The 24,173-nt window shown below is 68.3% G+C and carries 21 protein-coding genes; 8 read left to right on the top strand and 13 right to left on the bottom strand.

Translation table 11 applies throughout. From position 1 onward, the window contains the following. Nucleotides 1–3: 3 nt before the first annotated feature. From E4K62_RS06635 to E4K62_RS06625, 3 genes are all read left to right on the top strand, one after another. The gene (locus E4K62_RS06635) at nucleotides 4–780 is read left to right on the top strand and encodes a helix-turn-helix domain-containing protein (RefSeq protein WP_135065181.1); all 777 of its coding nucleotides are present in this window, start codon (nucleotides 4–6) and stop codon (nucleotides 778–780) included. Nucleotides 781–885: 105 nt separating this feature from the next. Beyond that, nucleotides 886–1,851, top strand: a complete 966-nt coding sequence (locus tag E4K62_RS06630; protein ID WP_167747751.1) for an ABC transporter ATP-binding protein — start codon at nucleotides 886–888, stop codon at nucleotides 1,849–1,851. Continuing rightward, the gene (locus tag E4K62_RS06625) at nucleotides 1,848–3,506 is read left to right on the top strand and encodes an ABC transporter permease (protein ID WP_205805891.1); all 1,659 of its coding nucleotides are present in this window, start codon (nucleotides 1,848–1,850) and stop codon (nucleotides 3,504–3,506) included. Before E4K62_RS06630 ends, E4K62_RS06625 begins: the two co-directional genes overlap by 4 nt. 20 nt (nucleotides 3,507–3,526) lie before the next feature. On the opposite strand, the gene E4K62_RS06620 is transcribed toward E4K62_RS06625, so the two are convergent. The 5 genes from E4K62_RS06620 to E4K62_RS06600 form a co-directional block, all read right to left on the bottom strand. Then, the gene (locus E4K62_RS06620) at nucleotides 3,527–4,711 is read right to left on the bottom strand and encodes a glycoside hydrolase 5 family protein (RefSeq protein WP_167747750.1); all 1,185 of its coding nucleotides are present in this window, start codon (nucleotides 4,709–4,711) and stop codon (nucleotides 3,527–3,529) included. Then, nucleotides 4,701–6,755 carry a beta-galactosidase gene (locus E4K62_RS06615; protein ID WP_135065172.1) on the bottom strand — a complete coding sequence of 685 codons (2,055 nt, stop codon included), beginning with the start codon at nucleotides 6,753–6,755 and terminating at the stop codon, nucleotides 4,701–4,703. Before E4K62_RS06615 ends, E4K62_RS06620 begins: the two co-directional genes overlap by 11 nt. Nucleotides 6,756–6,758: 3 nt before the next feature. Next, complete coding sequence (locus E4K62_RS06610) at nucleotides 6,759–7,598, bottom strand: carbohydrate ABC transporter permease (protein WP_135065169.1); 840 nt, start codon at nucleotides 7,596–7,598, stop codon at nucleotides 6,759–6,761. Then, nucleotides 7,598–8,434 carry a carbohydrate ABC transporter permease gene (locus E4K62_RS06605; protein ID WP_135065166.1) on the bottom strand — a complete coding sequence of 279 codons (837 nt, stop codon included), beginning with the start codon at nucleotides 8,432–8,434 and terminating at the stop codon, nucleotides 7,598–7,600. The genes E4K62_RS06610 and E4K62_RS06605 overlap by 1 nt, the downstream gene beginning before the upstream one ends. A 77-nt stretch (nucleotides 8,435–8,511) precedes the next feature. After that, nucleotides 8,512–9,795, bottom strand: coding sequence for an ABC transporter substrate-binding protein (locus E4K62_RS06600; protein ID WP_167747749.1), 1,284 nt, complete (start codon nucleotides 9,793–9,795; stop codon nucleotides 8,512–8,514). A 248-nt stretch (nucleotides 9,796–10,043) separates the two neighbouring features. On the opposite strand from E4K62_RS06600, the gene E4K62_RS06595 reads away from it, so the two are divergent. Beyond that, nucleotides 10,044–10,979 (top strand): acetylxylan esterase, encoded by a 936-nt coding sequence (locus E4K62_RS06595; protein ID WP_167747748.1) that lies wholly within the window; start codon nucleotides 10,044–10,046, stop codon nucleotides 10,977–10,979. A gap of 22 nt (nucleotides 10,980–11,001) precedes the next feature. Here the strand turns inward: E4K62_RS06595 and E4K62_RS06590 are convergent, their stop codons facing one another. Then, nucleotides 11,002–12,039, bottom strand: a complete 1,038-nt coding sequence (locus E4K62_RS06590) for a LacI family DNA-binding transcriptional regulator (protein ID WP_135065157.1) — start codon at nucleotides 12,037–12,039, stop codon at nucleotides 11,002–11,004. Between the two features lie 20 nt (nucleotides 12,040–12,059). Then, complete coding sequence (locus tag E4K62_RS06585; protein WP_135065154.1) at nucleotides 12,060–13,091, bottom strand: LacI family DNA-binding transcriptional regulator; 1,032 nt, start codon at nucleotides 13,089–13,091, stop codon at nucleotides 12,060–12,062. A gap of 106 nt (nucleotides 13,092–13,197) precedes the next feature. Between E4K62_RS06585 and E4K62_RS06580 the strand changes: the two genes are divergently transcribed. Together E4K62_RS06580 and E4K62_RS06575 are read left to right on the top strand one after the other, a co-directional pair. Then, the gene (locus E4K62_RS06580; RefSeq protein ID WP_167747747.1) at nucleotides 13,198–13,923 is read left to right on the top strand and encodes a helix-turn-helix domain-containing protein; all 726 of its coding nucleotides are present in this window, start codon (nucleotides 13,198–13,200) and stop codon (nucleotides 13,921–13,923) included. Then, nucleotides 13,862–16,279 carry an FAD-dependent oxidoreductase gene (locus E4K62_RS06575; protein ID WP_240742842.1) on the top strand — a complete coding sequence of 806 codons (2,418 nt, stop codon included), beginning with the start codon at nucleotides 13,862–13,864 and terminating at the stop codon, nucleotides 16,277–16,279. Before E4K62_RS06580 ends, E4K62_RS06575 begins: the two co-directional genes overlap by 62 nt. Nucleotides 16,280–16,347: 68 nt before the next feature. Here the strand turns inward: E4K62_RS06575 and E4K62_RS06570 are convergent, their stop codons facing one another. Together E4K62_RS06570 and E4K62_RS06565 are read right to left on the bottom strand one after the other, a co-directional pair. Beyond that, complete coding sequence (locus E4K62_RS06570) at nucleotides 16,348–18,654, bottom strand: Ig-like domain repeat protein (RefSeq protein ID WP_135065149.1); 2,307 nt, start codon at nucleotides 18,652–18,654, stop codon at nucleotides 16,348–16,350. A 238-nt stretch (nucleotides 18,655–18,892) separates the two neighbouring features. Next, nucleotides 18,893–19,564: an SDR family oxidoreductase gene (locus tag E4K62_RS06565; RefSeq protein WP_135065146.1), complete on the bottom strand. Its 672-nt coding sequence runs from the start codon at nucleotides 19,562–19,564 to the stop codon at nucleotides 18,893–18,895. 92 nt (nucleotides 19,565–19,656) lie between these two features. Here E4K62_RS06565 and E4K62_RS06560 point away from each other — a divergent pair, with 92 nt between their 5' ends. Then, nucleotides 19,657–20,589 carry an AraC family transcriptional regulator gene (locus E4K62_RS06560; RefSeq protein WP_135065143.1) on the top strand — a complete coding sequence of 311 codons (933 nt, stop codon included), beginning with the start codon at nucleotides 19,657–19,659 and terminating at the stop codon, nucleotides 20,587–20,589. A 145-nt stretch (nucleotides 20,590–20,734) separates the two neighbouring features. Here the strand turns inward: E4K62_RS06560 and E4K62_RS06555 are convergent, their stop codons facing one another. From E4K62_RS06555 to E4K62_RS06545, 3 genes are read right to left on the bottom strand one after another with little or no spacing between them, the layout of a single operon-like run. Further along, entirely contained in the window at nucleotides 20,735–21,097 is a 363-nt protein-coding gene (locus tag E4K62_RS06555; protein WP_135065140.1) for a toxin-antitoxin system YwqK family antitoxin, read from the bottom strand. Then, nucleotides 21,094–21,483: a VOC family protein gene (locus tag E4K62_RS06550; RefSeq protein WP_135065137.1), complete on the bottom strand. Its 390-nt coding sequence runs from the start codon at nucleotides 21,481–21,483 to the stop codon at nucleotides 21,094–21,096. Before E4K62_RS06550 ends, E4K62_RS06555 begins: the two co-directional genes overlap by 4 nt. A gap of 6 nt (nucleotides 21,484–21,489) precedes the next feature. Beyond that, a complete protein-coding gene (locus E4K62_RS06545) occupies nucleotides 21,490–21,771 on the bottom strand; it encodes a metalloregulator ArsR/SmtB family transcription factor (protein WP_135065134.1) in 282 nt (93 codons plus the stop codon). A 621-nt stretch (nucleotides 21,772–22,392) separates the two neighbouring features. Between E4K62_RS06545 and E4K62_RS06535 the strand changes: the two genes are divergently transcribed. Next, nucleotides 22,393–22,620 (top strand): DUF2283 domain-containing protein, encoded by a 228-nt coding sequence (locus E4K62_RS06535; RefSeq protein WP_135065131.1) that lies wholly within the window; start codon nucleotides 22,393–22,395, stop codon nucleotides 22,618–22,620. A gap of 474 nt (nucleotides 22,621–23,094) precedes the next feature. Here the strand turns inward: E4K62_RS06535 and E4K62_RS06530 are convergent, their stop codons facing one another. Next, a complete protein-coding gene (locus E4K62_RS06530) occupies nucleotides 23,095–24,135 on the bottom strand; it encodes a carbon-nitrogen hydrolase family protein (protein WP_135065128.1) in 1,041 nt (346 codons plus the stop codon). Between the last annotated feature and the right edge of the window lie 38 nt (nucleotides 24,136–24,173).

The following is a 24,173-nucleotide window of genomic DNA, read 5'->3' as shown; positions in this document are numbered from 1 at the left end:
GCCATGCTCGCGATCAGCCAACTCGCCGCGTATGCCGGGGTGACGGTGGCCACCGTCCGGCACTACCACAAGATCGGGCTGCTGCCCGAGCCGGAACGCGACCGCTCCGGGTACCGCAGCTACGACGCCGCTGCCGTCGTGCGGCTGATCCGCATCCACGTGCTGGCCGGCGCCGGCGTACCTCTTGCCCAGGTGGAGGACCTCCTCGACGCCGGCCCGGACGAGTTCGCCGTGGGGGTGCGGGCCATCGACAAGCGGCTGCGTGCCGAGGTTCGACGGCTGCAGGACTCCCGGAGGCGCCTCGCCCGGCTCGCTGCCGGCGAGTTGGCCGCGCTCCCCGCGAGCGTGGTCGGCTACCTGGACCGGCTGCGCCGGCTCGGCATCGCAGAGCGGTACATCGAGATGGAAAGAAACGCCTGGATCATGGTCGCCGCCCAGCTACCAGACCAGATCGACGCCGTGATCGCCCAGAAGCACGCCGACCTGGATGACCCCGACATGGTGCGGCTCTACACGCTCTTGAGCGACGGGATGGATTGGACGGCGGACGACCCGCGCGTGGTCGAGGCCGCCGACGTCCTGCACCGGATCAACACGCGTGCCGTCGAGGCGGGCACGGCCGGCGGCGACGGGTTGGACGACCGCTTCGTCGCCCTGCTGGACGCGACCATGGTTCAGGCCGCACCGGCTGCGAGGCGGCTGCTGACTCTCCTGGAGGAGCGGGGCTGGAAAGGCTGGACCCGCGTCCAGCGAGTACTCGCCGACGAACACGCCCCGTAGCCGACCCCGCCGACTGCACCCGGTGATGCCGCGCCCGGCCTCGCCGCATTCGCTGCGCGCTGCCCGCGCGCTCTCAACGAACCCCCTACGAACGGACCCATCCACATGTCCATGACCGACAATCCGATCGAAGTCATCGATCTGCGCAAGTCGTTCGGCTCCGTCGCAGCGCTCGACGGCCTCAACCTGACCGTCCGTCCCGGGGAGATCGCCGGCTTCCTCGGGCCGAACGGCGCCGGCAAATCGACCACGATCCGGGCTCTGCTGGGGTTGCAGCGGACGGATTCCGGCATCGCCCGGCTCTTCGGCGGTGACGCGTGGCGCGATGCTGTCGCCTTGCACCGCCGGTTGGCGTACGTTCCCGGAGATGTGAGCCTCTGGCCGAACCTCACCGGCGGGGAGGCGATCGATTACCTCACACGGCTGCATCGCCAGTCGTACGACAGCGCGACCCGACAATCCCGCAAGGCCGAACTGCTGGACCGCTTCGACCTGGACCCGACGAAGAAGGCACGGACCTATTCGAAGGGAAACCGCCAGAAGGTGGCACTGGTCGCCGCGTTCCTCACCGACCCGGAGCTCTACATCTTCGACGAGCCGACCTCGGGTCTGGACCCGCTCATGGAGGCGATCTTCACCGAGCAGGTCCAGCAGGCCAAGGCCGCCGGCAAGTCTGTTCTGCTGTCCTCCCACATCCTGAGCGAGGTCGAGAAGCTCTGTGACACCGTGACCATCATCCGTAACGGTCGCACTGTGGAGAGCGGCAGTATCACCGAGTTGCGCCACTTGTCCCGCACTGCGGTCACCGCCGTGGTCGCGCAGGATCCGACCACGCTGCGGTCCATCACCGGAATCCACGACCTCACCATCTCGGCGGGAGAGGACGGCACCCGGGTCGGGTTCGCGGTCGACGCGGCCGCCATGGGCCACGTTCTCGTTGCACTCACCCAGCTCGGCGTGCACGCGCTCGCCGCCGCACCACCGTCGCTCGAGGGACTGTTCCTGCGGCACTACGGCGATTCCGCCGGCGCCGTCGGCGGCCTCGAACAGTCCAGGGCGGTCCCCCGATGACGTCGGAAACTGTCGCGCGCACCCGCCCCATGGGTCAGACACCCATCTGGGTTTCGGCCACGGCGGGCACCGGACACCTTCTGCGGTTCCTGCTCCGACGCGACTGGAGGCGCCTGGCCGTGTGGGTCGGGTCGCTCGCAGTGTTCTGCGTGTACTACGCGACAGCGACCAGCGCGCTCTACCCGACGGCAGAGGACCGCCAGAACCGCGCCGCATCCATATCCAACCCGGGTGGCGTCTTTCTCAGCGGCCCGGGCTACGGAACGGACGCCTACACCGCCGGCGCGATGTTCGCCAACGAGATGACCATCTGGCTCATAGTGCTCCTGGCGGTCATGAACATCCTCCAGATCACCCGCAACACCCGCTCTGAGGAAGCAAGCGGCCGGGCCGAGCTGGTTCGCGCTCTGCCTGTCGGGCGACACGCGGCGCAGGTGGCCGCCTTCCTTCTGGTCGTGATCGCGGATGCAGCTTTCGCCCTCCTGGGCAGCGGGCTTCTGGTCGCTGCAGGGCTGCCCGTTGCCGACACCGTCGCGATGATGGCCGGCCTCCTGACGACTGCGCTGGTGTTCGCTGGGGTCGCCACGGTCACCTGCCAGCTCACCCCGCACCCACGAGGCGCGTCAGGTCTGGCCATGGCTGCCCTCGGGCTCGCATTGATGATCCGTGGTCTGGGGGACATCGTGCAGCAGCACGGCAGCCCGCTCTCCTGGTTCTCGCCCCTCGCCTGGCCGCAGCAGTTGAGGGCGTACGTCGACCTGCGGGTGTGGCCGCTCGGGCTGAGCGTGGTCGCGATCATCCTCACCATCGCGATCGGCGCTCTCCTCGCATCGCGTCGAGACCTCGGCGATGCGCTCCTGCCCGAACGCGCGGGTCGCTCCGACGCAGCGCCCGCCTTATCCCATCCATTCGCGCTGGCCCTCCGACAGCAGCGGACCTCGCTGCTGTCGTGGCTCGTCGGCTGCGTCGCGATGTTCGGACTCACCGGCCTGTTCGTCGGCGAAGGCTTCGGCGACGTCCTACGGGACATCGCGGATCAGAACGACCTCACCGCGGCGATCTTCGGAGGCGATCCGCTGGCGGCGTTCTTGGGCCTGATGATGCTGCACAACGCGCTCGCCGCCGCCGTTTACGCCATCGCCACGACCTTGCGCATCAAGTCCGAAGAGGAGGAGGGGCGCCTGGGAATGACCCTGTCGCGCCCCGTACCGCGGGCCACCGTGCTGCTCTCGCATCTGACGGTGGTCGGGCTGGGCACATTCGTTCTGGTCGCCGTGGGCGGCGCGGTCGCCCTGTGGATCGGAGTCTTCATCTCCGGGGGCGACGTCAGCCTCGGAACCCTGCTCACCAGTGCCGGGGCGTTCTCGCTCGCCATCGACGTGATGCTCGCGTTCACCGCCGCGCTCTACGCGTGGACACCTCGAGCGACCCCGCTTGCGTGGACGCTGTTCGCGTACGTCGTCATCGACACGTTCTTCGGCGTCCTCCTAAACCTCCCCGACGCACTCAGGGCGCTGTCGCCGTTCTGGTGGATCCGCGAGTATCCCGCGACGCCGCTCAACCCGGCGCACCTGATCGGCCTGGGAACGGCAGCGCTTGCACTGATCGTGGTCGCCGTCGCGGGCTTCCGCCGACGTGACCTCTCCGCGGGCTGAGTGAAACGCGGGCGACCCGGTCAAACCTGCGAGACCCGGCTCGACCGGACGATCGCGGTCTTCTCGCACACGATGACGGGATCCTCGCCGCGAGCAACGAGATCGAAATAGCCGTCCGCGAAGGCGAGGTCCGGCACCTGACCCTCCGGCAGCACGAGCTCCGGCCGGGGACGGGCGAAGTCGCCTGGGTCGCGCGCCGCACCGCGGCGATGCGCCGCGATCACCTCCGCGAGCGCGGCGCCCACGGGCTTGACCTGATTGTCCACGGTCAGCAGGCCGAGGTCGTACTCGAGCTCGTCGAAGCCCGTGAGTGAACGGTCGATGTCGTGGGAGCACCACCAGGTGACACCCCACGGCTTCGCGATCAGGGCGTTCCGCAGCAGCGCGGCCGCGAATTCGGGCAGCGCGTCGTCCGGAACCCACTCCGTGGAGACGCCGATCTCCTGCAACCACACCGGCCGGCCGACCGGCCGACCGTACGCCCGGCCCAGTTCGATCAGGTACCGGGCAAGGTGGAGCGTCCCCGTGCCGTCCCTGCCATAGCGTTCGAGCGCACCCGTGAAGTAGACCCACGAATGGATGCTCGTCACCGCACCCGCTTCCCCGAGGTGCTCACGGCTGAACGGCGCGTCATCGCGCAGCCACGGCATATGGTCGACGCCGATCGTGTGCAGTCCGCCCGGCATCACACGCTCGGAGTGCTCAAGCAGCATGTTTGCCCACGCGTCGCCCTCGCTCCGCGTCACATCGTTCCCGCGGTACGACGCGAGCGCGTTGGGCTCGTTGCCGATGTCGATCCCGAGGACGTTCCGGTGGCCCTCGACTGCGCCGGCCACCGCCGTGATCAAGCGCCGCTCAGCGTCGAGCGCCTCGGGGTCGGTGAACAGATTCGTCGACTCGCGCTGCCACAGTGGACGGAAGAAGGTGCCGGACATCCACCCGTTGAGCACGCAGATGACGACATCGAGACCGCACTCGGCGGCCATCTCCACGACTTCGGTCAATCGCGTGAGCATCGTGGGGCTCACGAATGTGCGGTTGGGCTGGAAGTACGTCCACAGGCACTGCAGTCGGATGTGGTCGAGCCCGAGCCCGGCGATCGCCTCCAGGTCGCGCCGGATCGAGGCGGCGTCCCAGTCGATCCAGCCGTACAGCCAGGCCTTCGAGGGCGTGTAGTTGGCTCCGAACCGGCAGTCAACCGACATGTCGTTCTCCTTCGTGCCCGTCATCCGCGGCGAGGGCGATGATGCGGACGTCCCGGGGCGCGACGCGGATTCGGCCGTCCGCCGGATCGGTGACATGAGCGGAGGTGACGTCGACCGTGCGCTCAAGGTCGCCGTGATTGAGGAGGAACAGGTATCGCCCACGACGGACCGCCTCGATTCCAGGCGGCAGGTCGGGCAGCGTCGGGCCGATCCCGGCATCGGCCGCGAGCCGGCCGGCCGTGGCGATCAGCGACGCCTCATCCAGTGAGGCAGCGAGGTACGTCGCGCGTCCCGCGCCGTGTGCGCGACTCGTGATGACCGGGGCGGCCTCGAGATCGCCGCCGATGAACGTCGCGACGGCTTCCGCTCGCGGTTCGAGGTCGAGGAGCTGCACGTGTTCCGCGAAGCGCGCGTAGGCCAGTTCGCCCTCACCGTCACGGCGCACGAGCCGGCCGGGGTGAGGCGAGCCGACCGCCGCGGAGATCCGGGCCGCACCCGGAGCGGGGGACGGGATCTCAGCGAGCGGCCAGTGCTCGAGCACCCGGACCCCGAAGAGTTCGCTGAGCGGTCCCGGGTACCCGCTCAGATGCACGCCGAGGGTGTCATCGACCACACCCGTGAGATGGGTGCCGACCACATGACCGCCCGCCGCGACGAACGCGGAGATGCGCTGCGCCGTCGACTCGGAGACGAGGAAGTGGCTCGGGAGCACCAGGAGACGATAGGTGTCGAGGTCCGAGTCGACCGAGACGAAGTCGGTGGCGATGCCGAGTTCGAAGAACGCCGCGTGCCATCGGCGCAGCTCGCCGTCCGGTGCGTCGGCGTCCGGGCCGTGCACCTCGCGCCGGGCCCACAGGCTGTTCCAGTCCAGCATGATGGCCACGCCGGCATCCACGCGGTCGCGGACTGCGGTCTCGATCGTCGCGAGATCGCCGCCGAGCCCGACGACCTCGGCCCAGCGCCGCCCGACCGGCCCCGCGTGGCCGACCATGCCCGAGTGGAACGTCTCGGCGCCACGAATCGAGGCCCGCCACTGGAACTGGCAGATGCCCTGAGCGCCGCGCGCGACCGCCTGCATCGACCACAGCCGGAACTGCCCCGGGCGTTTGGGCGTGTTGACGTCTCGCCACTGCACCGCGCCGACGGCCTGTTCGAGGATGATCAGCTCCTTGCCCTCGGCCAGCGAGCGCATGAGGTCGATGTGGAGCGCGTTATCGCGCGCACCGCACGGATCGTTGGGGTCGGGATAGGTGTCGTCGGTGACGAGATCCTCCGCACGCGCCCATTTCCAGTAATCGAGACCGTGGAACAGCCCCATGAAGTTGGTCATGACCTGAGCGTGCGGAGCAACCGCCTTGATCAGGTCGCGCTCGGCGGTGAACTGGCCGAGCAGCAGATCGGATCGGAACCGATTCCAGTCGAGGTACTGTGCCGGGTTGCCGAAGTCGGAGGTGGCCCCGGGCGGCTGGATCTGGTCCCAACTTCCGAATCGAAGGGACCAGAAGGCCGTGCCCCACGCGTCATTGAGCGCATCCAGCTCCCCGTATCTGCGGCGCAGCCAACCCACGAACTGCGTGCGGCACCGGCCGCAGAAACATGCCGCGGCGCCGCCGAACTCGTTCCCCGAATGCCACATGACCACCGTGGGGTTCAGCGCGTACCGCCGAGCGAGTTCGGCCGTCAAACGCCGCGACGCGCTCCGGTAGACCGCCGAGCTCGGGCAATGATGCCCGCGGGTGCCACCGGACCTGCGTCGGCCGTACTCGTCGATCGACGCCAGCTCCGGATCCAGATCACCGAGCCACGCCGGCGTCGACGCGCTCGCCGTCGCGAGGTCCACCGCGATTCCCGCCTCGCCGAGGCGGTCGATCAGGTCGTCGAGCCACTCGAACCGGTACTCGCCCGGAGCCGGCTCGATGATCGCCCAGGCGAAAACGCCCAGGGTGACGAGGTTCACCCCGGCCTCGCGCATGAGGCGGAGATCCTCATCGATCGTCGCAGCATCCCACTGTTCGGGGTTGTAGTCGCAGCCGTACCAGATCATGTGTCAGCCCTTCACAGATCCGAGCGTCAGGCCCGTCCGCAGGAACCGTTGCATCAGGAAGAAACCGATGACCAGCGGGATGACCGTGAGCAGTGAGCCGGCCAGGATCAGGTTGTACGTCGCCGCGCCTTTGTCGGCCTGCCACGCGTACAGCCCGAGCGTCACCGGATAGAGACTCCGGTCGGAGAGCATGATGAGCGGGAGCATGAACCCGTTCCAGGCACCGACGAAGCTGAACAGACCGACGGTGGCCAGCGCCGGAGCCATGATCCGCCCGGTGATCTGCCCGAAGATGCGGAGTTCGCCGGCTCCGTCCATCCGCGCGGACTCGATGATCTCGTCCGGCACAGCGCCTTCCGCGTACACCCGGCACAGGTACACCCCGAACGGGCTGATGATCGAGGGGATGATGATCGACCAGATCGTGTTGGTGGCACCGACGGACGCCGCCACCAGATAGAGGGGCACGGTGAGCAGGGCGCCGGGGATGAGCAGTCCCGCGACGACGCCGCCGAAGATGAGCTTGTCTCCCGGGAAGCGGAACTTCGCGAGCGCATAACCGCACGCGCCCGACGTGATGGTGGCACCGATCGCCGCGGCCAATCCGTAGCCGACGGAGTTCCCGAACCAGATCGGGTACAGGCCTCCGTCGCGTGCGAAGACGGCCTGGATGTTCTCGATGAGGTTCATCTCCGCGAACCAGAAGCCGTTCGAGGAGAACAGGTCGGCGTTCGATTTCGTCGCCGAGACCAGGAGCCACCACACGGGGAACAGGAAGTAGACGGCCGTAAGCACCAGCACCCCGTTGACGATGAGCCGGCTGCTCCATGCGGGCCTGTGCATCAGGACTCACTTCCTCGGGTGGACAGCTTGCGGTAGACGATGGCGAGGATGCCGGCGATGATCGCGATCAGCACGGAGATGGCCGAACCGCGCTCGAAATTGTTGGCAGCGAACGTCGCGTTGTACGCGAGCATCATCGGTGTCCATTCGGCGCCGATAGCGGTGGTGATGGTTCGCAACACCACCGGCTCGTTGAAGAGCTGGATGGAGCCGATGGTCGACAGCAATGCCGTCAGCGCGATCGGACCCCGGATCAACGGTGCCTTGATCCGCATCGCCAGAACCCAGCCGTTGGCGCCATCGATCTGCGCTGCCTCGATCACCTCCTTCGGGATCGACTGCAGTGCGGCTGTGTAGATGATCACGTTGTACCCGGCCCACGACCAGATGGCGATGTTCGCGATCGAGAACAGCACGGTCGGAGCTCCCAGCAGATCGATGTCCCACCCCCAGGACTGAACCAGCTGGATGACCGGGCTCAGCTGAGGAACATAGAGGTACGCCCACAGGAGCGACGCCACGATGCCGGGAATCGCGTAAGGGAGGAAGCTCGAGAGCCGGAAGACCCCACGGCCCCTCGCCGCACGGGAGTCGATGAGGAGCGCGATCGCCATCGCGACCACGAGCATCACGGGGATCTGGATGAGCCCGTAACCGAAGACCCGGAGGATGCCCTCCCAGAAGACCGGTGAGGTCACGACATCCACGTAGTTCGCGAGGCCGACGAAGACGTCCGTAGGCGGGCCGATCCCGATTCCCGACGTCTGTTTGCGGAACACGCTGCGAACGAGCGAGTAGCCGAGCGGGATCAAGTAGACCACCAGGAAGAGGATCACGAACGGTCCGACCAGGACCGTCAATGCGAGCGGGGGGCGGGACCGCCGCGAGGCGGTCCCGCCCGGGGTGCGGCGTGTCACGGCTCGGTGACCGAGATGCCCAGAGCCTTCATCGACTCGATCTGCTGCGCCTCGAGCGTCGCGAGCAGATCGCTGAGCGTGCCCGAGCCGTCCTTGAACGCGGACATGGAGTCGCCCAGCACGGTCATGCCCTCCGTCCACGTGGGCGAGTACCGCCACGGGCGCATCGCGAGTGCGTACTCGGCGAGTTCCTGGTTGATCTCCGCTCCACCGAAGAACGTCTTGACCTCGTCGGGCGTCGACATCTCGTCCGTCTTCATCGCGGGGAAGCTCTTCAGGCTCAGGATCGCGTCCATGTCGGTGGTCAGCCAGTTCGCGAACTGCATGGCCTCGTCAGGGTGCTCGCAGCCCTTGATGGCCAACTGCGCGCCGCCACCATTGGAGGACGAGGCGACGTCGCCTTCGGTCCAGTTCGGCATCGGGGCGATGGCCCATTCGCCGGCCCCACCGCTGACGTTCGCGGCCAGCAGTGGCGCCTGCCATGCGCCGCCGATGACGGCGAGCTGGCGACCTTCGCTCAGGTCGTTGTAGAACGTCGGGTCCCAGCGGTTCGTCATGTTGAGGAGGCCCTCGTCACGCAGTCGCTGCCAGTAGTCCGCGACCTCCTCGGACTCGGGATTGGTGATATCCACGCTCCATGCGTCATCCGAGATCTCGAACCACGGGTCCGACTTCTGCCCGACCAGGGAGATGAAGTCGGTGTGCGAGTCGCCACCGAGCCCGATCAGGTACGTACCGGGTGCCTTGGTGGAGACATCGCGCGCCGCCTGCTCGAACTGCTCCCACGTCGCGGGGACATCGATGCCGAGCTCGGCGAACTTGTCGGCGCGGTAGTACATGGCCATTGGGCCGCTGCCGGACGGAACGCCGTAGGTGGCCCCGGCGTAGTTGACCAGCTCCCATGTGCTCTCGAGGTAGTCGGACTCGTAGCCGGCGACTTCGTCGGTGACTTCGGTGAGCGCGTCAGCTACGAGCAGTGACGGGATGTAGTCATAGGGCATGAGCATGAGGCACGGCGCGTCTCCGGACTGGAGCGCGGCCATGAGCTTCGCGAACTGCTCGCCCCAGGAGCCGTCCGAGGTCGACAGAGCGACCTGGATATCGGGGTTCGCCTCGTTCCACTCCTCGACGAGGACATCCGTCCCCTGCAGCCCAGACCAGTATTCGATCGTCACCGGGCCCTCCGCCGCGGGCTCTGCAGTCGTGCCGCATGCCCCGAGCAGTCCCGTCGCCGCGATCACCGCGGGTATTGCGGCCCAGCGCCTCTTGTGCCTTCTCATGTGCTCTCCTCCTGGTCCTGCACGCGTCTTCGCGTGCTGCAAAACGGAGACGCGATGCGGATCGGGGAACCCCGGCTGCCGCGCGCGCCTTTGGTCGCGGCGAGGCATCCGCGGCGCTCGGCGCCAGGACAATATCGTCGCTGGGAACTGCAACTGGTACGGCAGTGAGGTTACACGGTTTACCAGATCCTCGCAATGTGCGATCGTTTCACCATCGACCGCCTCGCTCGTGGGCCAGGATGGGTGCCATGGATCCGACCTACGGGTACACGATCGACAGCCTCCTCGCCATCCGACCCCCCAACGCCCCCGCGGACTTCGCGCAGTACTGGGGCGCCCGATATGCGCAGGCCCGCGACATCCGCCCGATGCCGGTCATTCGCCCGAGCGCACAGCCCGCTCCGCCGGCAACGCGCTTGTACGACGTCGAGTTCTCGACCACGGACGGGCTGCGCCTCGGCGGCTGGCTCACCCTCCCCGCAGACGGGCGGGTCGAGCGCGGCCTGGTCGTCAGCCACGGATACGGCGGACGGCTCGAGCCCGAGCGCGTCGCGCCCGTCGAGCACGCTGCCGTGCTGTATGCCTGCGCCAGAGGGATGGGGGCCCGAAGCCTCACCGACGGCATCCCGGCGGTCGCCGAGCGGCACGTCCTCCACGGGATCGCCGATCGCGAGACCTACGTGCACGGAGGGTGCGCGGCCGACGTGTGGTGCTCGGTGAGCGCGCTGACCGAACTCGTCCCGGCCGTCGCCGGCCGCGTCGCGTATGTGGGCGGAAGCTTCGGGGGCGGAATCGGCGCCCTCGCGCTCCCCTGGGAGGATCGAATCTCGGCCGCATGCCTGTCGATCCCGAGCTTCGGCCATCACCCGGTGCGCGTCACGCTGCCGTGCACGGGCAGCGGCGAGTCGGTCCGTCGCCACGTCGAAGCGCACCCGGAGGCGATGGACGTCCTGCAATACTTCGACGCGGCCACCGCCGCGACGATGATCACCGTCCCCACTCACGTCGCACCTGCCCTCGCCGATCCTGCCGTCCCGCCGCCAGGACAGTTCGCCATCGCGAACGGCCTCGGCGGCGAGCGAGAGGTTTTCGTGCGCGCCACGGGGCACATGGACCACCCCGGCGCGCCGGAGGAGGCCGAGGCGCTGCGAGCATCCCAGCGCGACTTCCTCGCTCGGACCTGATCGCCGGAGCACCCCGGCCCTGTCAGCGCTGCGGACCGATTCCGTAGGACGCCCGCTGCACGAAGCGCGCAGGCAGAGTCCGCCGGACGGGCCCGACCGTTTCGGCCTCGAGGCCCGCCAGGAGCATCCGCCCCGCGATCTCGCCGAGCTCGACGTAGTCGCACGCGATCGTAGCCAACGGCGGCGACAGGTACGGGGCGAGCGGAATGCCATCGAACCCGAACACCGCGACCTGCTCCCCCACCCGCAGCCCCGCCTCCGCAATGGTGCGCATGCCGGCCGCCGCCATGACGTCGTTGGCGTAGAACACCGCCGTCGGCGGTTCGTCCACGGCGAGGATCTCGCGCGTCGCGTCTTCGGCACCCGACTCGGTGAACCCCCCCACCGCGAGCAGATCGGAGCGCAGCCCATGCCGCTCGAGGACGCCTGCCCAGATGTCTCGGCGCCGCCGCGCATGTTCCAGCGCGGGATCCCCCATGACGTGTCCGATGCGGATATGGCCCCGAGCGATCCAGCCGTCGAGCGCATGGCGAATCGAGTCGTCGGAGTCGTGGAAGACGGCGGGAATCTCGACCCCCGGCGGCGGATCGCCGATCACGATCGCCGAGGCGCCGAGTTCGTCCAACAAGGCGAACCGCGGATCGGCGTCGCGGAGATCCGCCACGATGAAGGCGTCGACGCTGCGTTCGGCTCGCCAATCCCGGTAGCAGAGCTCTTCCTCCGTCTCATCCGAGACGAAGCGGATCGTCAGGGCGTACGCCTGCTCCGAGAGCACCCGCTCCAATCCCGCAAGGAACAGCGGAAAGAACGGGTCCGCCCCGAGAAGATCCGGCTCGCGCCTGAGTATGAACCCGATCGTGTGCGCCGGAGAACCCTTGATCGCGCGGGCGGCGGTGTTGGGTCGCCAGCCGAGCTGATCCGCCGCTTCCATGATGCGGTCGACCGTGCTGGAGCGCAGGCGGTAACCGCCGTTGAACGCCCGCGACACGGCGTTCCTCGACACGCCCGCGAGGTCTGCGACATCCTGCGCCGTCACCCGGCGACGTCTGGGGGTCGACATGATTCTCGGCGCACCCGCCGTCACTCGGCCCGCAGCTCGTATGACGCACGCGGGAGGAAGCGCCCGGCCAGCGTCGTCACGGGCGGGACGGATCCATCCGTTGAGAGCAGGGTCATCAGCTCACCGCCGACGACGTCGCCGAGCTCGTCGAAGTCGCAGACGATGGTCGCGAGCGGTGGTGAGAGATACTGCGCCAGCGGGATTCCGTCGAATCCGGCGACGGCGATGTCTCCACCCACTGTGCGACCCGCGTCCGCGAGCACCCCCATGCCTGCGGCTGCCATGATGTCGTTCGCGTAGAAGATCGCAGTCGGCGGTTCGGCAGCGGCCAGAAGAGCGCGGGTCGCCACCTTCGCACCGTCTTCCGTGAACCAGCCGGTCTCGAACAGGTCGGAGCCGAGCCCGTGCGTGGCCAGGGCGTCGGCCCAGATCGCACGCCGGCGCAGCGTGTGCCGCAGGTTGGGGTCGCCTGTGACGTGCGCGATCCGGGTGTGACCGCGCTGGACCCACCCGTCGACGAGCTCGCGGATCGAGGCGTCGGTGGTGTGATAGACGGCCGGCTGAGAAACCGCACGCCCGGGGTCACCGACGATGACGCCCGGCAGATCGAGCTCGTCGAGCAGCGCGAACCGCGGGTCGCCGTCGCGCAGGTCGGAGACGATGACGCCGTCCACGCGGCTCTCCGCGACCCAATCGCGGTAGCAGCGGGTCTCCTCCTCCTCACTCGTGACGAACCGGATCGTGATGCCGTACGCGTGAGCGGAGAGCACTCGCTCGACACCCGCGAGGAAGAGCGGGAAGAACGGGTCGGAACCGAGCAGCGCGGGGTCGCGGCGGACCACGAACCCGATCGTCCTCGCCGGGGCGCCCTGGATGGCACGCGCAGCCGCGTTGGGCCGCCAGCCCAGTTGCTCCGCGGCGTCATGAATGCGCTTCACCGTGCTCTCGGGCAGCCGGGAGGCGCCGTTGAACGAACGCGAGACGGCCCCTTTCGAGACTCCCGCGAGAGCGGCGACGTCGTTGATGGTGACCCGTCGGCGACGCTCTGACATACGCCGAGGGTACTACCGCCCACCGTCGGCGCCGGGTCGCCTCGGCACACGTACCGCGGACGGGATGAGCTTGGCCATATTGCGCTCAACGCAATATGCTCACGGTGTGCTGGAATCCGGACTCGACATCCTGCGAATCGTCGCCGAGGCGGACCACCCCCTCACGGCCACCTCGATCGCGCAGCGTGTCGGCCTGCACGTGTCCTCGGTCTCGCGCACGCTCGGCGTGCTCGTTCGGCACGGATATCTCCGCAAGCCGACCTACCACTCGTTCGCTGCGGATCTCGGCCTCCTCGCGCTTGCCGGACGGTCGGCGTCGTCACTGACGGAGATCACCGCGACTCTCGCGCCGGTCGAACGGCTCGCCGGCGACACCGGACTCCAGGCCACCCTCGCCGCCCTGCACCACGACGAGGTGCTGTACCTGCACCAGTCCCAGCACGGACGGACGACATCCGCAGTGGCGGGTGGCTACCCGCTGCACCTGTCGGTCGTCGGGCTCCGCCTGCTCCTCGATCTGCCGGCGCCACGGGCCGTCGAGGTGCTGTCGATGGCGGCGCGCCGCTACGGGTGGGACCGACCTACGCCGGGGACGCCCGCCGACCCCGAGAGCTGCCTCACCCGCGCGCGGGCCCAGATTCAGGATGGCGTCCTCCGGATCGACGCCTGGGGCGATCCCTCCGTGCTGGCCGCAGCGGTCGCCGTCACAGTGCCGGGGCGCGCGCCACTCGCCCTCGCCCTCGTGGGTCCGCGTCCGCCGGGGGACGCCGATGCATTCGTCCGCGAGCACCTCGCACGCGGCGCCGAACACCTCCGCAGTGCCCTCATCTAGGAGAACCATCGTGCTGAGAGAACAGTCATTCGACCTCGTGGTGGCCGGCGGCGGTATGGCGGGTGTGTGCGCCGCGATCGCCGCCGCCCGGGAGGGCCTGCGCACATGCCTGGTCCACGAGCGTCCGGTGCTCGGCGGCGTTGCCTCGAGCGAGATGCGGGTGACCGTCCACGGCGCAGGACACAATCACTCGTTCGCACGCGAGACCGGGATCATCGCCGAGCTGCTGAGCGAGGAACGGCGCCGCAATCACGAGCCGATCAACGAGAACGGCTGGACCAACTCGGTGTTCGACCAGGTGCTCTACGACTTCTGCATACGGGAACCGAACCTGACGCTGCATCTGAACACCAGCGTCATCGGAGTCGAGCTCGAGGGCGCCGACGAGGTCGATCGTGCACCCCACACCGAGAAGGGCTACTACGAGCGCGAGGCCTGCGCGCCCAGCCGCCGGCTGACCGCCCTCCGTGCCCGCACCCTGTCGGCCGAGGTCGATCTCCGGCTCGCCGCCGACCTGTTCATCGATTGCACCGGCGATGCGTTCATCGCCGACCGGGCCGGCTGCGGCTGGCGGATGGGCAGCGAATCCCGCGCGGAGCACGGCGAGGCTCACGCTCCCGAGCAGCCCAGCACCGCCACGATGGGCAACTCGATCCACATCCGGGCCAAGGACGTCGGCAGGCCCGCGCCGTTCACGCCACCCGAGTGGGCAGTGCGACTGGATGACCCGTCGTACTTCTACGAGCAGGGCCGCGTGCCCAACGACCCGCACGGCGGGTTCTGGTGGATCGAGATCGGGATGCCGTGGCACACGATCTTCGACAACGAGACCATCAGGCACGAGCTCACCCGGTATGCGCTGGGCGTGTGGGACTGGATGAAGAACCGGGATCCCGAAATGAGGGAGCGCTGCCGCGACTTCGCGCTGGACTTCGTCGGCCAGGTGCCCGGCAAGCGCGAGAGCCGACGCGTGTTCGGCCGCCACTGGCTGACCGAGCAGGAGGTCCAGGCGCACACGCCGTTCCCCGATGCGGTCTGCTACGGCGGCTGGGGCATCGATCTGCACACGCCGGGCGGACTGCTCGCGGAGACTTCGGAACCGTCGGCGGCCGAGCGCTACCAGGAGGATTCCGAGTACGCGAGCAAGATCTATGTGCGCCCCTATGGCATTCCCTTGCGCAGTCTGATGGCGCGCGATGTCGACAATCTGCTGCTGGCGGGACGCTGCATCAGCGTGACCCGGGCCGCTCTCGGCTCCGTGCGGGTGATGGCGACGACGGCATCGATGGGGCAGGCCGCAGGCGTGGCCGCCGCGGTGATGACTCAGCGCGGCATCACGCTTCCGGAGTTGGCGGCGGAGGCCGCGGAGGGCGGCCCGGCCGTGCGCGAGGTCCAGCAGCGCCTGCTGCGCGGCGGCGCGTTCATCCCGGGCGTCCGCAATCACGACGACTCCGACCGCGCGCGCTCGGCCACCGCCTCGGCGTCGTCCCGGCAGCTCATGCACGGCCTGTCGCCGACCGACCCCGCGCCGTTCGAACAGCTTGCGAACCTCCCCGAGGAGGGGGCGTACGGGCTCGAGGGGGAGGTCGCGCAGCTGCTCTGGTTCGATGGCCGGCTCAATACCGTGTCGCTCTGCCTCGACAACACCGCCGACGCCGACCTGCGCCTCCCGTTGCGCCTGGTCCGCGTGGGCCACGTGTGGGACAACCGGAAGGGCGGCGACAGCGTGCTCGCCGAGGGTTCGGTCGGTGTCGTCCCCGGCACCGCGCGATGGGCGCACTGGCGGGTGGATCTCGCCGACCTCGCGCCCGGCTGGGTGCGCATCGAGACGGCAGCGCCCGCACCCGGGCTCCGCTGGCGCTACGCCAGAGGCGTCATGCCCGGACATTTCGCGAGCCGCAGCCTCTCGCCCACCCGGCTACGCGATCTGCATGCCTCCTTCGCCTACCGCGCCGCCCCGGCTCAGGACGCCTTCGCACCCGCCGAGGTGCTGTCCGGGGTCACCCGGCCGACGACCAGCACGGCCACGTGGCGGAGCGATCCCGGCGCCGGACTGCCGCAATGGCTGGAGCTCGCCTGGGAGGACGCGCAGCCGATCGAGCGCGTCGAGGTCACCTTCCCGGGCTCACTGCTTCGTGACGTCCACAGCACTCCACCGTTCTACGTCGAGCCGCAGACCGCCAAGGACTACGTGATCGAGGTCGAAGGCGTCGAGGCCGTTCGGGTCGAGGGGAATACGCAGTGGCGGCGCGTCCACCGGCTCGAGACCGCGGCGAAGGCTCGCAGCATCCGGCTGATCGTCCTGGCGACGAATGGCGATCCGGCCGCGTCCATCGCGGAGATCCGCTGCTACTGACGTCGGGAAACGGCTGCGCCGCGCCCCCGGATGGGCGCGGCGCAGTCGTGGCCATGCGGCGGCGGTGATCAGGTGAGCGTGAACACGACCGTCTGACTGTTTCCCGCGACGTCGAAGAGAACCAGCGAGTTGACCCCCGCGATCGCGCCGAACACACCCGGCTCGATGAAGTTCAGGTCTGACCACGCATCGTCCGACAGGTCCTTGACGGTTCCGTTGAGTTCGATGCGATCGATCTTCCCCGCGTCATGGAGTTTGAAGCTCACCAGGTCGTAGCCATCGCCGGCCTGCACGGTGAATCGGTCGCCGTTCTTGACCACCGCCGTGGGCGGTGTCGAGTCGACCACGAGATCGAACGTCCCCGTCCGGGAGACGTTCCCGGCGGCGTCATGAGCGTTGAACTTGACGGTGTATTCGCCGTCAGGCACCGTGACCGAGGCCGTGTGTGTTGCCGACACCGCACCGTCGACGGCTGACTGCGTGCTCCGCACGAGGGTTCCGGCACGGTAGACGTTCGCCACGATCCTGCTCAGCCCCTGATCGTCGGAGGCATCGACGCGGAGGTCGATACTTCGCAGCGGTCCCGCCGAGCTCGGCGTCACGAGCGTCGCCTCCGGACGCACCTCATCCGGTGCGGACGGCCCCTCGTCCCACGCCCGGACATAGTCGACGGCGAGCACGCTCGGGGCTTTCGGATCCCGCGCGTTCGACGCCGCGAGGTTGAGGATGAGGTACTGACGATCGGTCGTCCCGAGGTAGTGCGTCGCCAGGTGGACCCCGTCGTAGTAGAAGTCGATGTTGCCATCCGTACGCCAGTGCGCACCGTAGACATGCCAGGCGTCCGGTGCGACGTCGAGGCACGCGCGTTCATCGATGTCGGGTCCGTGCACGCTCGCGCAGGCCTGGCCGGCCAGGCCCTCCATCACGTCGATCTCGCCCGTATGCGGCCAGTTGTGGCTCTCACCGTTGAGCCAGAACGCCGGCCAGTTGGCGATGCCGTGCGGGGCCTGCTCGGTGCGCATGCGCGCCTCGACGAAACTTCCCGGGCCGACGGCGAACTTCTTCCAGCTCTGGATCATCGCCCCCGCGTAGTCGTATTCGAACGAGGTGCCGCGGCGCTCGCACTCGGTCGCGCGCTCGACGAAGTGCAGCTCGAGTGAACCGTCCTGGATCCGGATGTTGTCCGGGTCGTAGCACTGGATCTCCGTGCCGACGTTGACAGGCGTCGTCATCTCGCCGTCCACGCCGTCGACCCACCCGCGGTTCCAGACGCTCGCGTCCAGCGCCGGCGCGTCGAAGCCGTCGTCCAGCAGCACCGAGGTCATGGCTCCAGCCACCTCGGGCGGCGCAAGCGGATGCGGCTCACCGGCCCCGCCGCCGGGCGGGCACTCGAGGGGGGTCACGTCGAAGACCCACTCGGTCTGCGCACCGGGCGTCAGCGAATATCCGAGCGCTGCTTCGGCTGTGACCGTGAGCTCATTCCCGGTGCGTGCCTGCGTGTACGAGACGCCGTCGAGCTCGGGGATCACGATCACCGGTTCGATGCCGCACGCCGAGGCCTGCCGGACCGGCGGTGCGGGCATGACGCCGCGCACCGTGTCCCATGCCCGCACGTAATCGACCGCGAACGTGCTCGGCGCGACCACACGATTCGGCCAGGCTGCGACGTTCAGGATCGGATACATCGGATCGGTGGTGCCGAGCGCGAAGCTCGCGGTCGGCATGCCGTCGTAGTAGATGTCGACCGTGCCATCGACCTTCCAGTGCGCGCCGACCGTGTGCCAGGCGTCCAGCTCGAGCGCCGCACACCGCTTCTCGCTGGCGCCGTCGGCCCGCGTGACCGAGGCGCACGCGCCGCCCGGTTCGCCCTTCAGGAGTACCACGGTGCCGTTGCTCGGCCAGTTCAGGCTGCGTCCCTGCATCCAGACGGTCGGCTCGTTCTCGATCGCCCCCGTAGTGCCTGGTAGATAGACGCGGGCCTCGAGGAAGCTGCCCGGCCGAACGGTGAACTTGCCGTAGGAGTTGATCATTCCCCCGGCATAGGCGCGCTCGACGCCGCCGCAGGTCAGATTCTCCTCCGTGAGGTCGAGCGCGACCTCACCGCCGCTGACGGTGACGTTGTCGGGGTCGTAGCACTGCGCCTGCCCGGCGTTCACCGGAGCGGTCACGTCCGCGCCGTTGCCGAACCATCCCTTCGTCCATACCGTCGAGTCCAACGCGACCCCGTCGAAGTCGTCGTCGAGCAGCACGCCCGTCACCTGGTCGGCGATCGCCGGCGGTGCGCTCGGCACCGGCGGAGCGCCCGGCTCCTCCCCCGAGGCGGGTGTCGCGCTCAGTGTCGCAGCAACCACGGCACATGCCGCGAACGCGGTCAACAGGGGTCGTTGGCGTCTCATCCGGGACGATTCCTCTCGCGTCATTGCGCGGCGGGACCGCTTATGAGCCCACCGGAACGGAGCACGACATCCAGCGTTCCTCGCGTTATTCCGCCTGAGGTCTGCCACCGTACGCGAGCAGGTTAACCGGTTTACCAGACCGTCGTCAACGGTGCCGTCAACAGTGACGGCCGGCCCTCCGATGGCGATCACCCCGCGCAGGAAGTGCGCGACCGTCTCAGGCGGCGAGGGCGGCCTTGGCGTCGACGGTGTCCTGATCGGCGAGAACCTCCGGCGCGCCCGCCTGGAGCCCGTCGAGCGCCGCGGTGACCACGTCGGCCGGGTCGTTCTTGGGGATGTCCCAGCCGGCCATCATGTCTGTCTCGGTGGCGCTCAGATAGAGGCCGGTGACCTGGGTGCCCTGCCCGACCAGTTCCAGGCGCACGCCGTTGGTCATGCTCCACGAGGCGGCCTTCGACGCCGAGTAAGCATTGGCGCCGGCGACCGAGAGCCAGGACAGGCGCGAGTTCACGTTGAGGATGCCGCCGCCCCCGTTTCGGGCCAGAACCGGTGCGAACGCGCGGATCATCGCGAGGGGGCCGAAGAAGTTCGTCTCGAACTCGTTCCTGATCGCGGCGAGCTCCCCGGTGACGAGATCGGTTCCGGTGGAGACACCGGCGTTGTTGATCAGGAGGGTCAGGTCGGTGGCGACGGCGGCCACGTCTGCCACCGACGCGGGGTCGGTGACGTCCAGCGCGAGCGGGACCGCCCCCGGCACATCGATGGTCTCTGGGTTCCTCGCGGTGGCGTACACCTTCGAGGCCCCTCTCTCCAGCAGGTGCTGGACGAAATGCCGGCCGATGCCGCGGTTGCTGCCTGTGACGAGTGCCACGCTTCCTTCAATGTTCACGCGACTAACGTAGGACGCGTCCTCGCGCCTCTCAATGCCAAAACTGCTCATATCGATATCTGTAACGCTCAACTGGGATACGCTCAGGCACCATGGACGCCCTATCGGGACTCATCGACACTCAAGGGGTGCGGGGAGTGCTCGGCGCACGCATCGCCGCCGGGGAGGACTGGGGCTGGTGGTCGGCGGAGACACCGGGGGCAGCCTTCCACGCCGTGACAGCGGGCACCGTGTGGATCGCTCCGGAGGGCGGCGATCCGGTGCAGCTGCTGCCCGGCGAACTGCTCCTGCTTCCGAGCGGCGGTGCACACGCCCTGGCGAGCGATCCGGACACGCTCGCCCGTACGTCGCCGCAACGCTCCGACGACCCCTTGGTCGCTGGGGACGGGACCGTTCGGATGGGGCGGGGTTCGGCGCGGACGCATATCCTCTGCGCGCATTACGCCCACGATCCCGTCACCTCCGCCCCACTCCTCGCGGCGCTCCCGCCGGTCCTGCTGCTTCGCGGGCAGGGCGAGGACGAGGGGCTCGCCGAGACGGTCAGGCTGGTGGGGCGGGAACTGGCCGCACCGCGACCGGGGAGCCCGGTCGTCCTGGCCCGCCTCATCGACGTGCTGCTCGTACAGGCGTTGCGCGCGTGGTTGGCCCGTGAGGACGACAGCGCTGCTTCCCCGCTGCACGCCGTCCGCGACCCCGCGGTCAGCGCGGCGATGGCGTTGATAGACGCCGCCCCGGGCGACGCATGGACGGTCACGAGGCTCGCCAGAGAGTCCGCTGTGTCGCGAGCGACGCTCGCGCGCCGCTTCCCTGCGATCCTCGGCGAAACGCCGGCCGCGTACCTCACCCGCCGCCGGCTCGATCTCGCCGCACGCCGACTTCGCGACACCGACGACACCCTCGAAGTGATCGCTCAGCACGTCGGCTACACGTCTGTCTATGCGTTCAGTCGTGCGTTCCGCCGCCAACAAGGCGTCCCGCCCGGCCGGTTCCGCGTTGCCGCACGCGCCGGCACCATCGCCTCCTGAGCTCTCCGTGTTCTCGCGTTCGGTACCGTGACAGGCTTCGGCTACCGAGAGGACGGGCTCACCGCTCGATGTGCAGCCTCTTACCGACCGGTCGACCCCTCGATAGCCCGCGGCCACGTGCGGAAGCTGATCAAGGAGCCTGAGCTCACGACGCGGGGGGTCGCGATGCGCGGAGCTTCTTGCCCCGGTCCCAGTGCGTCGTGTCAAGCGGGGCCCCGTCGGTGTTCCATCGCTCCCAGAGACCGTGTTTCTCGTCGTCGAGGAAGCCTCCGCGTTGGAGTAGACCGCCGGTCGCGCGGTACCAGACCCAGCTCCCTTGCAGCTTTCCGCGTTGGTACTCGCCCTCCGATCGGAGGGACCCGTTTGTGAAGTAGTGACGCCAGACGCCGTGGCGTTTCCCTTCGACGTACGCGCCGGTGTTGATCCCGCCGTGTGGGTCACTCTCCGACCACCATCCCGTCCTGCGGCCCTCGTCATCGAGCGCGTTGGGGGCGGAGTCGGCGCTCATGCGGGGCTCGTGAGCTGGATCAGATTGCCACAGGTGTCGTCCAGCACCGCCGTGACGACAGGCCCCATCGTCGTCGGCGTCTGCCGGAAGGTGACGCCCCGCGCACGGAGCCCCTCATGGACAGCTGCGACGTCGTCGACCGCGAAGGAGGTGAAAGGGATGCCGTCCTCAACCAACGCCTGCTTGTACGCTTTCGCGGCCGGGTGGGCGTCTGGCTCCAGCAGCAGCTCGACGCCCTCAGGTTCCTGCGCTCCGACGACCGTGAGCCACCGGTACTCCCCCAGCGAGACGTCCGTCTTGGCGACGAAGCCCAGCACATCGGTGTAGAAAGCGAGCGCTTTGGTCTGGTCATCGACCAGCACGCTCGCGACGTTGATCCTGGGCATGGCTGATCACTCCTCGAGTCTGGGTAGTGGCCAGCGGTCGACGATCGACCGCAGCGGTTCAGTATTCAGATGGTGGATCTTCGTGCGCCCCTCCCTGCGCGAGCGGACCAGATCGGCTTCCTCCAGCACGGTCAGGTGCTGCGAGATGGCCTGCCGCGTCGACGTCCTGCCGTGCCGCATTGCCAGACGCGAGCAGATTTCGAACAGCGACTGCCCGTCGCGGTCGGTCAGCTCGTCCAGGATGATCCGCCGAGTCGGGTCGGACAACGCTTTGAAGACATCACCCACACCGGAACTATAGGCAACTCTTTACTTGCATGTCTATGGTCCACCTCGCACGTCGCCCTCAGGACTTGCGATCCGGCGGCATCGCCGTGGACGCCGTGGCTCCGGTGTCACCAACCTCCGGCTGCCGCGGAATCGTGCAGCTGAGCGAAGACAGGCCCAACGCGCTTCTGGAGATGCTCTGGATCCGCGAGGCCCACAATCTCTGCCCCGACGGTGTAGATCTCCCGCCTCTGCTGGTCGACACGCCCGCGGGCCCGATTGAACGAGTTGCCTCCACAGCGGAACGGAGCGAGTGGGAGCGGGCATGGCCGAAGTTGTGGCCACAGGTGGTGGGTCCGCGCCTGGCATGCCGGGCTGACCAAGATCGTGGCTATTCCCTGCGAGGGCGAATACTCACGCAGGATCAGTCCCAACGCATTGCTGATGACTGGCGCCGCTCGCAACGATAGCGCCGCCTACCAACGGCCTCTCGACTCGCTCCGTTGACGACTGAACGGACCCCCTCCGCGCTCGCCAAACGCGGGCACCCAGGTACGCATCTCGCGCGAAGCGCGGAGTGCGACCGGCCGCCGGCCCCGTCCGGCTTGCGCGCGCCTGGCTCGTGATTCGCTACGTCGACACATGACCGAGCGCCGCTTCACCATCGATCCTTCGGTTGATGCTGCCTACCTGCCGGTCGCGCCCTTGATCGACGCGGGCGAATCCGTAGAGAACGTCGTCATCGAGCGCTCAAACGGGACGATCGTCCTGGATCTCGATGCAGAGGGCCGCCTGCTCGGTGTTGAGATCCTCGGCGCATCGGCGCTCCTTACGCCCCTCACGCTGGCGGACGCCGAGGTGCTCTCATAGCGACCGGCGAGGAAGCGCAATAGCTGCGAGCCAACAGTTGTGGAGGAGATCCGTCGACCGCCCGCACGCCGCAATCCGTTCCGCGCTCCGAGCCGTACCCTAAGCGACCGCTCCGATGCGCCGGCGAAGGTACTGGGACCGCCCACTCCTCAACGCGCCAGCCGACGGGGAGGCGGTCACCGACTTTCGATAACAAGCGCCGCGCCGCTGATACGCGGCCCCAACGTCAGTCGTAGGCGCGGTGCATGTGCCGGCCGTCGTCGCCCGGTAGACGTCGAAGACGAACGACTCCCCCGCCGGCTCGGTGGCTTGGAAGCGCCAGCCGTGAGCACGGCGTGCACGGTAGCGGTCATCGCCCGGATAGGGATCCGAAGTCGTGCGTAGAGACGGCTCACCCCCGGCACGGTTGACTGTGGGTCCCAACAGAGCGGGTGAGCCGCAATGGTTTCGTCTACGGCCCACCGGTGGTGAGTCCTATCGGACCGTCGCGGTCTCCACGGTTGAACTCGCCGTCTGCGTCTCGGAGCTGACGGGCTGCGATTGCGGCACGCTGTTGTCGATGTACTCGACCGGGGGACGGGGCGTGCGGTCGACGATGAGTCGGGTGACGTCGGCGCGGGCATAGTGCCCGGCCGGATCCGCTGCCATCTTGGACACCGGAATCAGGGAGAGGTCGATGTCGGCATAGACGATGCCCTCCTCATCCTCGGGGATCGGAGCGGTGAGCCGGCTGCCGTCGGGTCCGTAGATGCGGCTCGAGCCGCCGCCACCACCGCCGAGCAGCGCTCGCTGCTCGTCCGTCTTCGCGAAGAGCTCCAATCCGGCCGGTCCAGTAACAGTGGTGGCTGCCAGAACGAAAGCTCCACCTTCGACGGCGTACACCTGGCTGGCGGCCATGTTGACTTCTTCACCGAGCGCGTAGGCGCCGCCGCGGTAGAGGCAGAACGACGGCCACGAAGCGACGTGCACCTGCTCTCCCAGTCCGTACATGGCGTACTTGGTCAGCGGTTGCAGGTGCTCCCAGCAGTTCAGCGCGCCCAACCTGCCGATGCCCTCGACGTCATGGACGGCGATGTTGCTCCCGTCCCCCTCCCCGAAGAGCGCTCGCTCCACGTGCGTGGGCTTCAGTTTCCGGCGCGTCGCGATCGTGGAACCGTCGGCGCCGAAGATGAATTGGGCCATGTACAGCGACCCCTTGTCACGCTCGCTCGCTCCCATCACGACGGTGATGCCGTGCTTACCGGCGGCGTCCGCGAGGCGCTGAAAGTTCTCATCCCCGATGGCGATCGAGTTCTCGTGGTAGCCCGGAACGAACGCCATGCCGGCCGACTGAGGGCCGAGCCAGAGAAAGTGCGGGTAACCCGGAATCCATGTCTCAGGAAACGCAACGAGTTTGGCGCCATTGGTGGCCGCTTCCCTGATGAGGCTGATGGCCTTGTCGACGCCAGCGGCGACATCGAGCCACGCCGGTTCCGCCTGAATTGCTGCGGCCTTGAACGGTTCTACCTTGGACATCGCCACTCCTCTGGGAGACACTTGCTTCCAGATCAACG

The organism is Microbacterium wangchenii (genome assembly GCF_004564355.1).
GTDB lineage: Bacteria > Actinomycetota > Actinomycetes > Actinomycetales > Microbacteriaceae > Microbacterium > Microbacterium wangchenii.
Note: the sequence above shows the minus strand (reverse complement) of the source record. Positions and strands in the feature narration are given on the sequence as shown.

What these genes read in the sequence shown, in the direction of transcription:
- E4K62_RS06635 (WP_135065181.1), top strand. Translation starts at nt 4, where the DNA reads ATGCTCGCGATCAGCCAACTCGCCGCGTATGCCGGGGTGACGGTGGCC.
- E4K62_RS06630 (WP_167747751.1), top strand. Translation starts at nt 886, where the DNA reads ATGTCCATGACCGACAATCCGATCGAAGTCATCGATCTGCGCAAGTCG.
- E4K62_RS06625 (WP_205805891.1), top strand. Translation starts at nt 1,848, where the DNA reads ATGACGTCGGAAACTGTCGCGCGCACCCGCCCCATGGGTCAGACACCC.
- E4K62_RS06620 (WP_167747750.1), bottom strand. Translation starts at nt 4,711, where the DNA reads ATGTCGGTTGACTGCCGGTTCGGAGCCAACTACACGCCCTCGAAGGCC.
- E4K62_RS06615 (WP_135065172.1), bottom strand. Translation starts at nt 6,755, where the DNA reads ATGATCTGGTACGGCTGCGACTACAACCCCGAACAGTGGGATGCTGCG.
- E4K62_RS06610 (WP_135065169.1), bottom strand. Translation starts at nt 7,598, where the DNA reads ATGCACAGGCCCGCATGGAGCAGCCGGCTCATCGTCAACGGGGTGCTG.
- E4K62_RS06600 (WP_167747749.1), bottom strand. Translation starts at nt 9,795, where the DNA reads ATGAGAAGGCACAAGAGGCGCTGGGCCGCAATACCCGCGGTGATCGCG.
- E4K62_RS06595 (WP_167747748.1), top strand. Translation starts at nt 10,044, where the DNA reads ATGGATCCGACCTACGGGTACACGATCGACAGCCTCCTCGCCATCCGA.
- E4K62_RS06590 (WP_135065157.1), bottom strand. Translation starts at nt 12,039, where the DNA reads ATGTCGACCCCCAGACGTCGCCGGGTGACGGCGCAGGATGTCGCAGAC.
- E4K62_RS06585 (WP_135065154.1), bottom strand. Translation starts at nt 13,091, where the DNA reads ATGTCAGAGCGTCGCCGACGGGTCACCATCAACGACGTCGCCGCTCTC.
- E4K62_RS06575 (WP_240742842.1), top strand. Translation starts at nt 13,862, where the DNA reads ATGCATTCGTCCGCGAGCACCTCGCACGCGGCGCCGAACACCTCCGCA.
- E4K62_RS06560 (WP_135065143.1), top strand. Translation starts at nt 19,657, where the DNA reads ATGGACGCCCTATCGGGACTCATCGACACTCAAGGGGTGCGGGGAGTG.
- E4K62_RS06555 (WP_135065140.1), bottom strand. Translation starts at nt 21,097, where the DNA reads ATGAGCGCCGACTCCGCCCCCAACGCGCTCGATGACGAGGGCCGCAGG.
- E4K62_RS06550 (WP_135065137.1), bottom strand. Translation starts at nt 21,483, where the DNA reads ATGCCCAGGATCAACGTCGCGAGCGTGCTGGTCGATGACCAGACCAAA.
- E4K62_RS06535 (WP_135065131.1), top strand. Translation starts at nt 22,393, where the DNA reads ATGACCGAGCGCCGCTTCACCATCGATCCTTCGGTTGATGCTGCCTAC.
- E4K62_RS06530 (WP_135065128.1), bottom strand. Translation starts at nt 24,135, where the DNA reads ATGTCCAAGGTAGAACCGTTCAAGGCCGCAGCAATTCAGGCGGAACCG.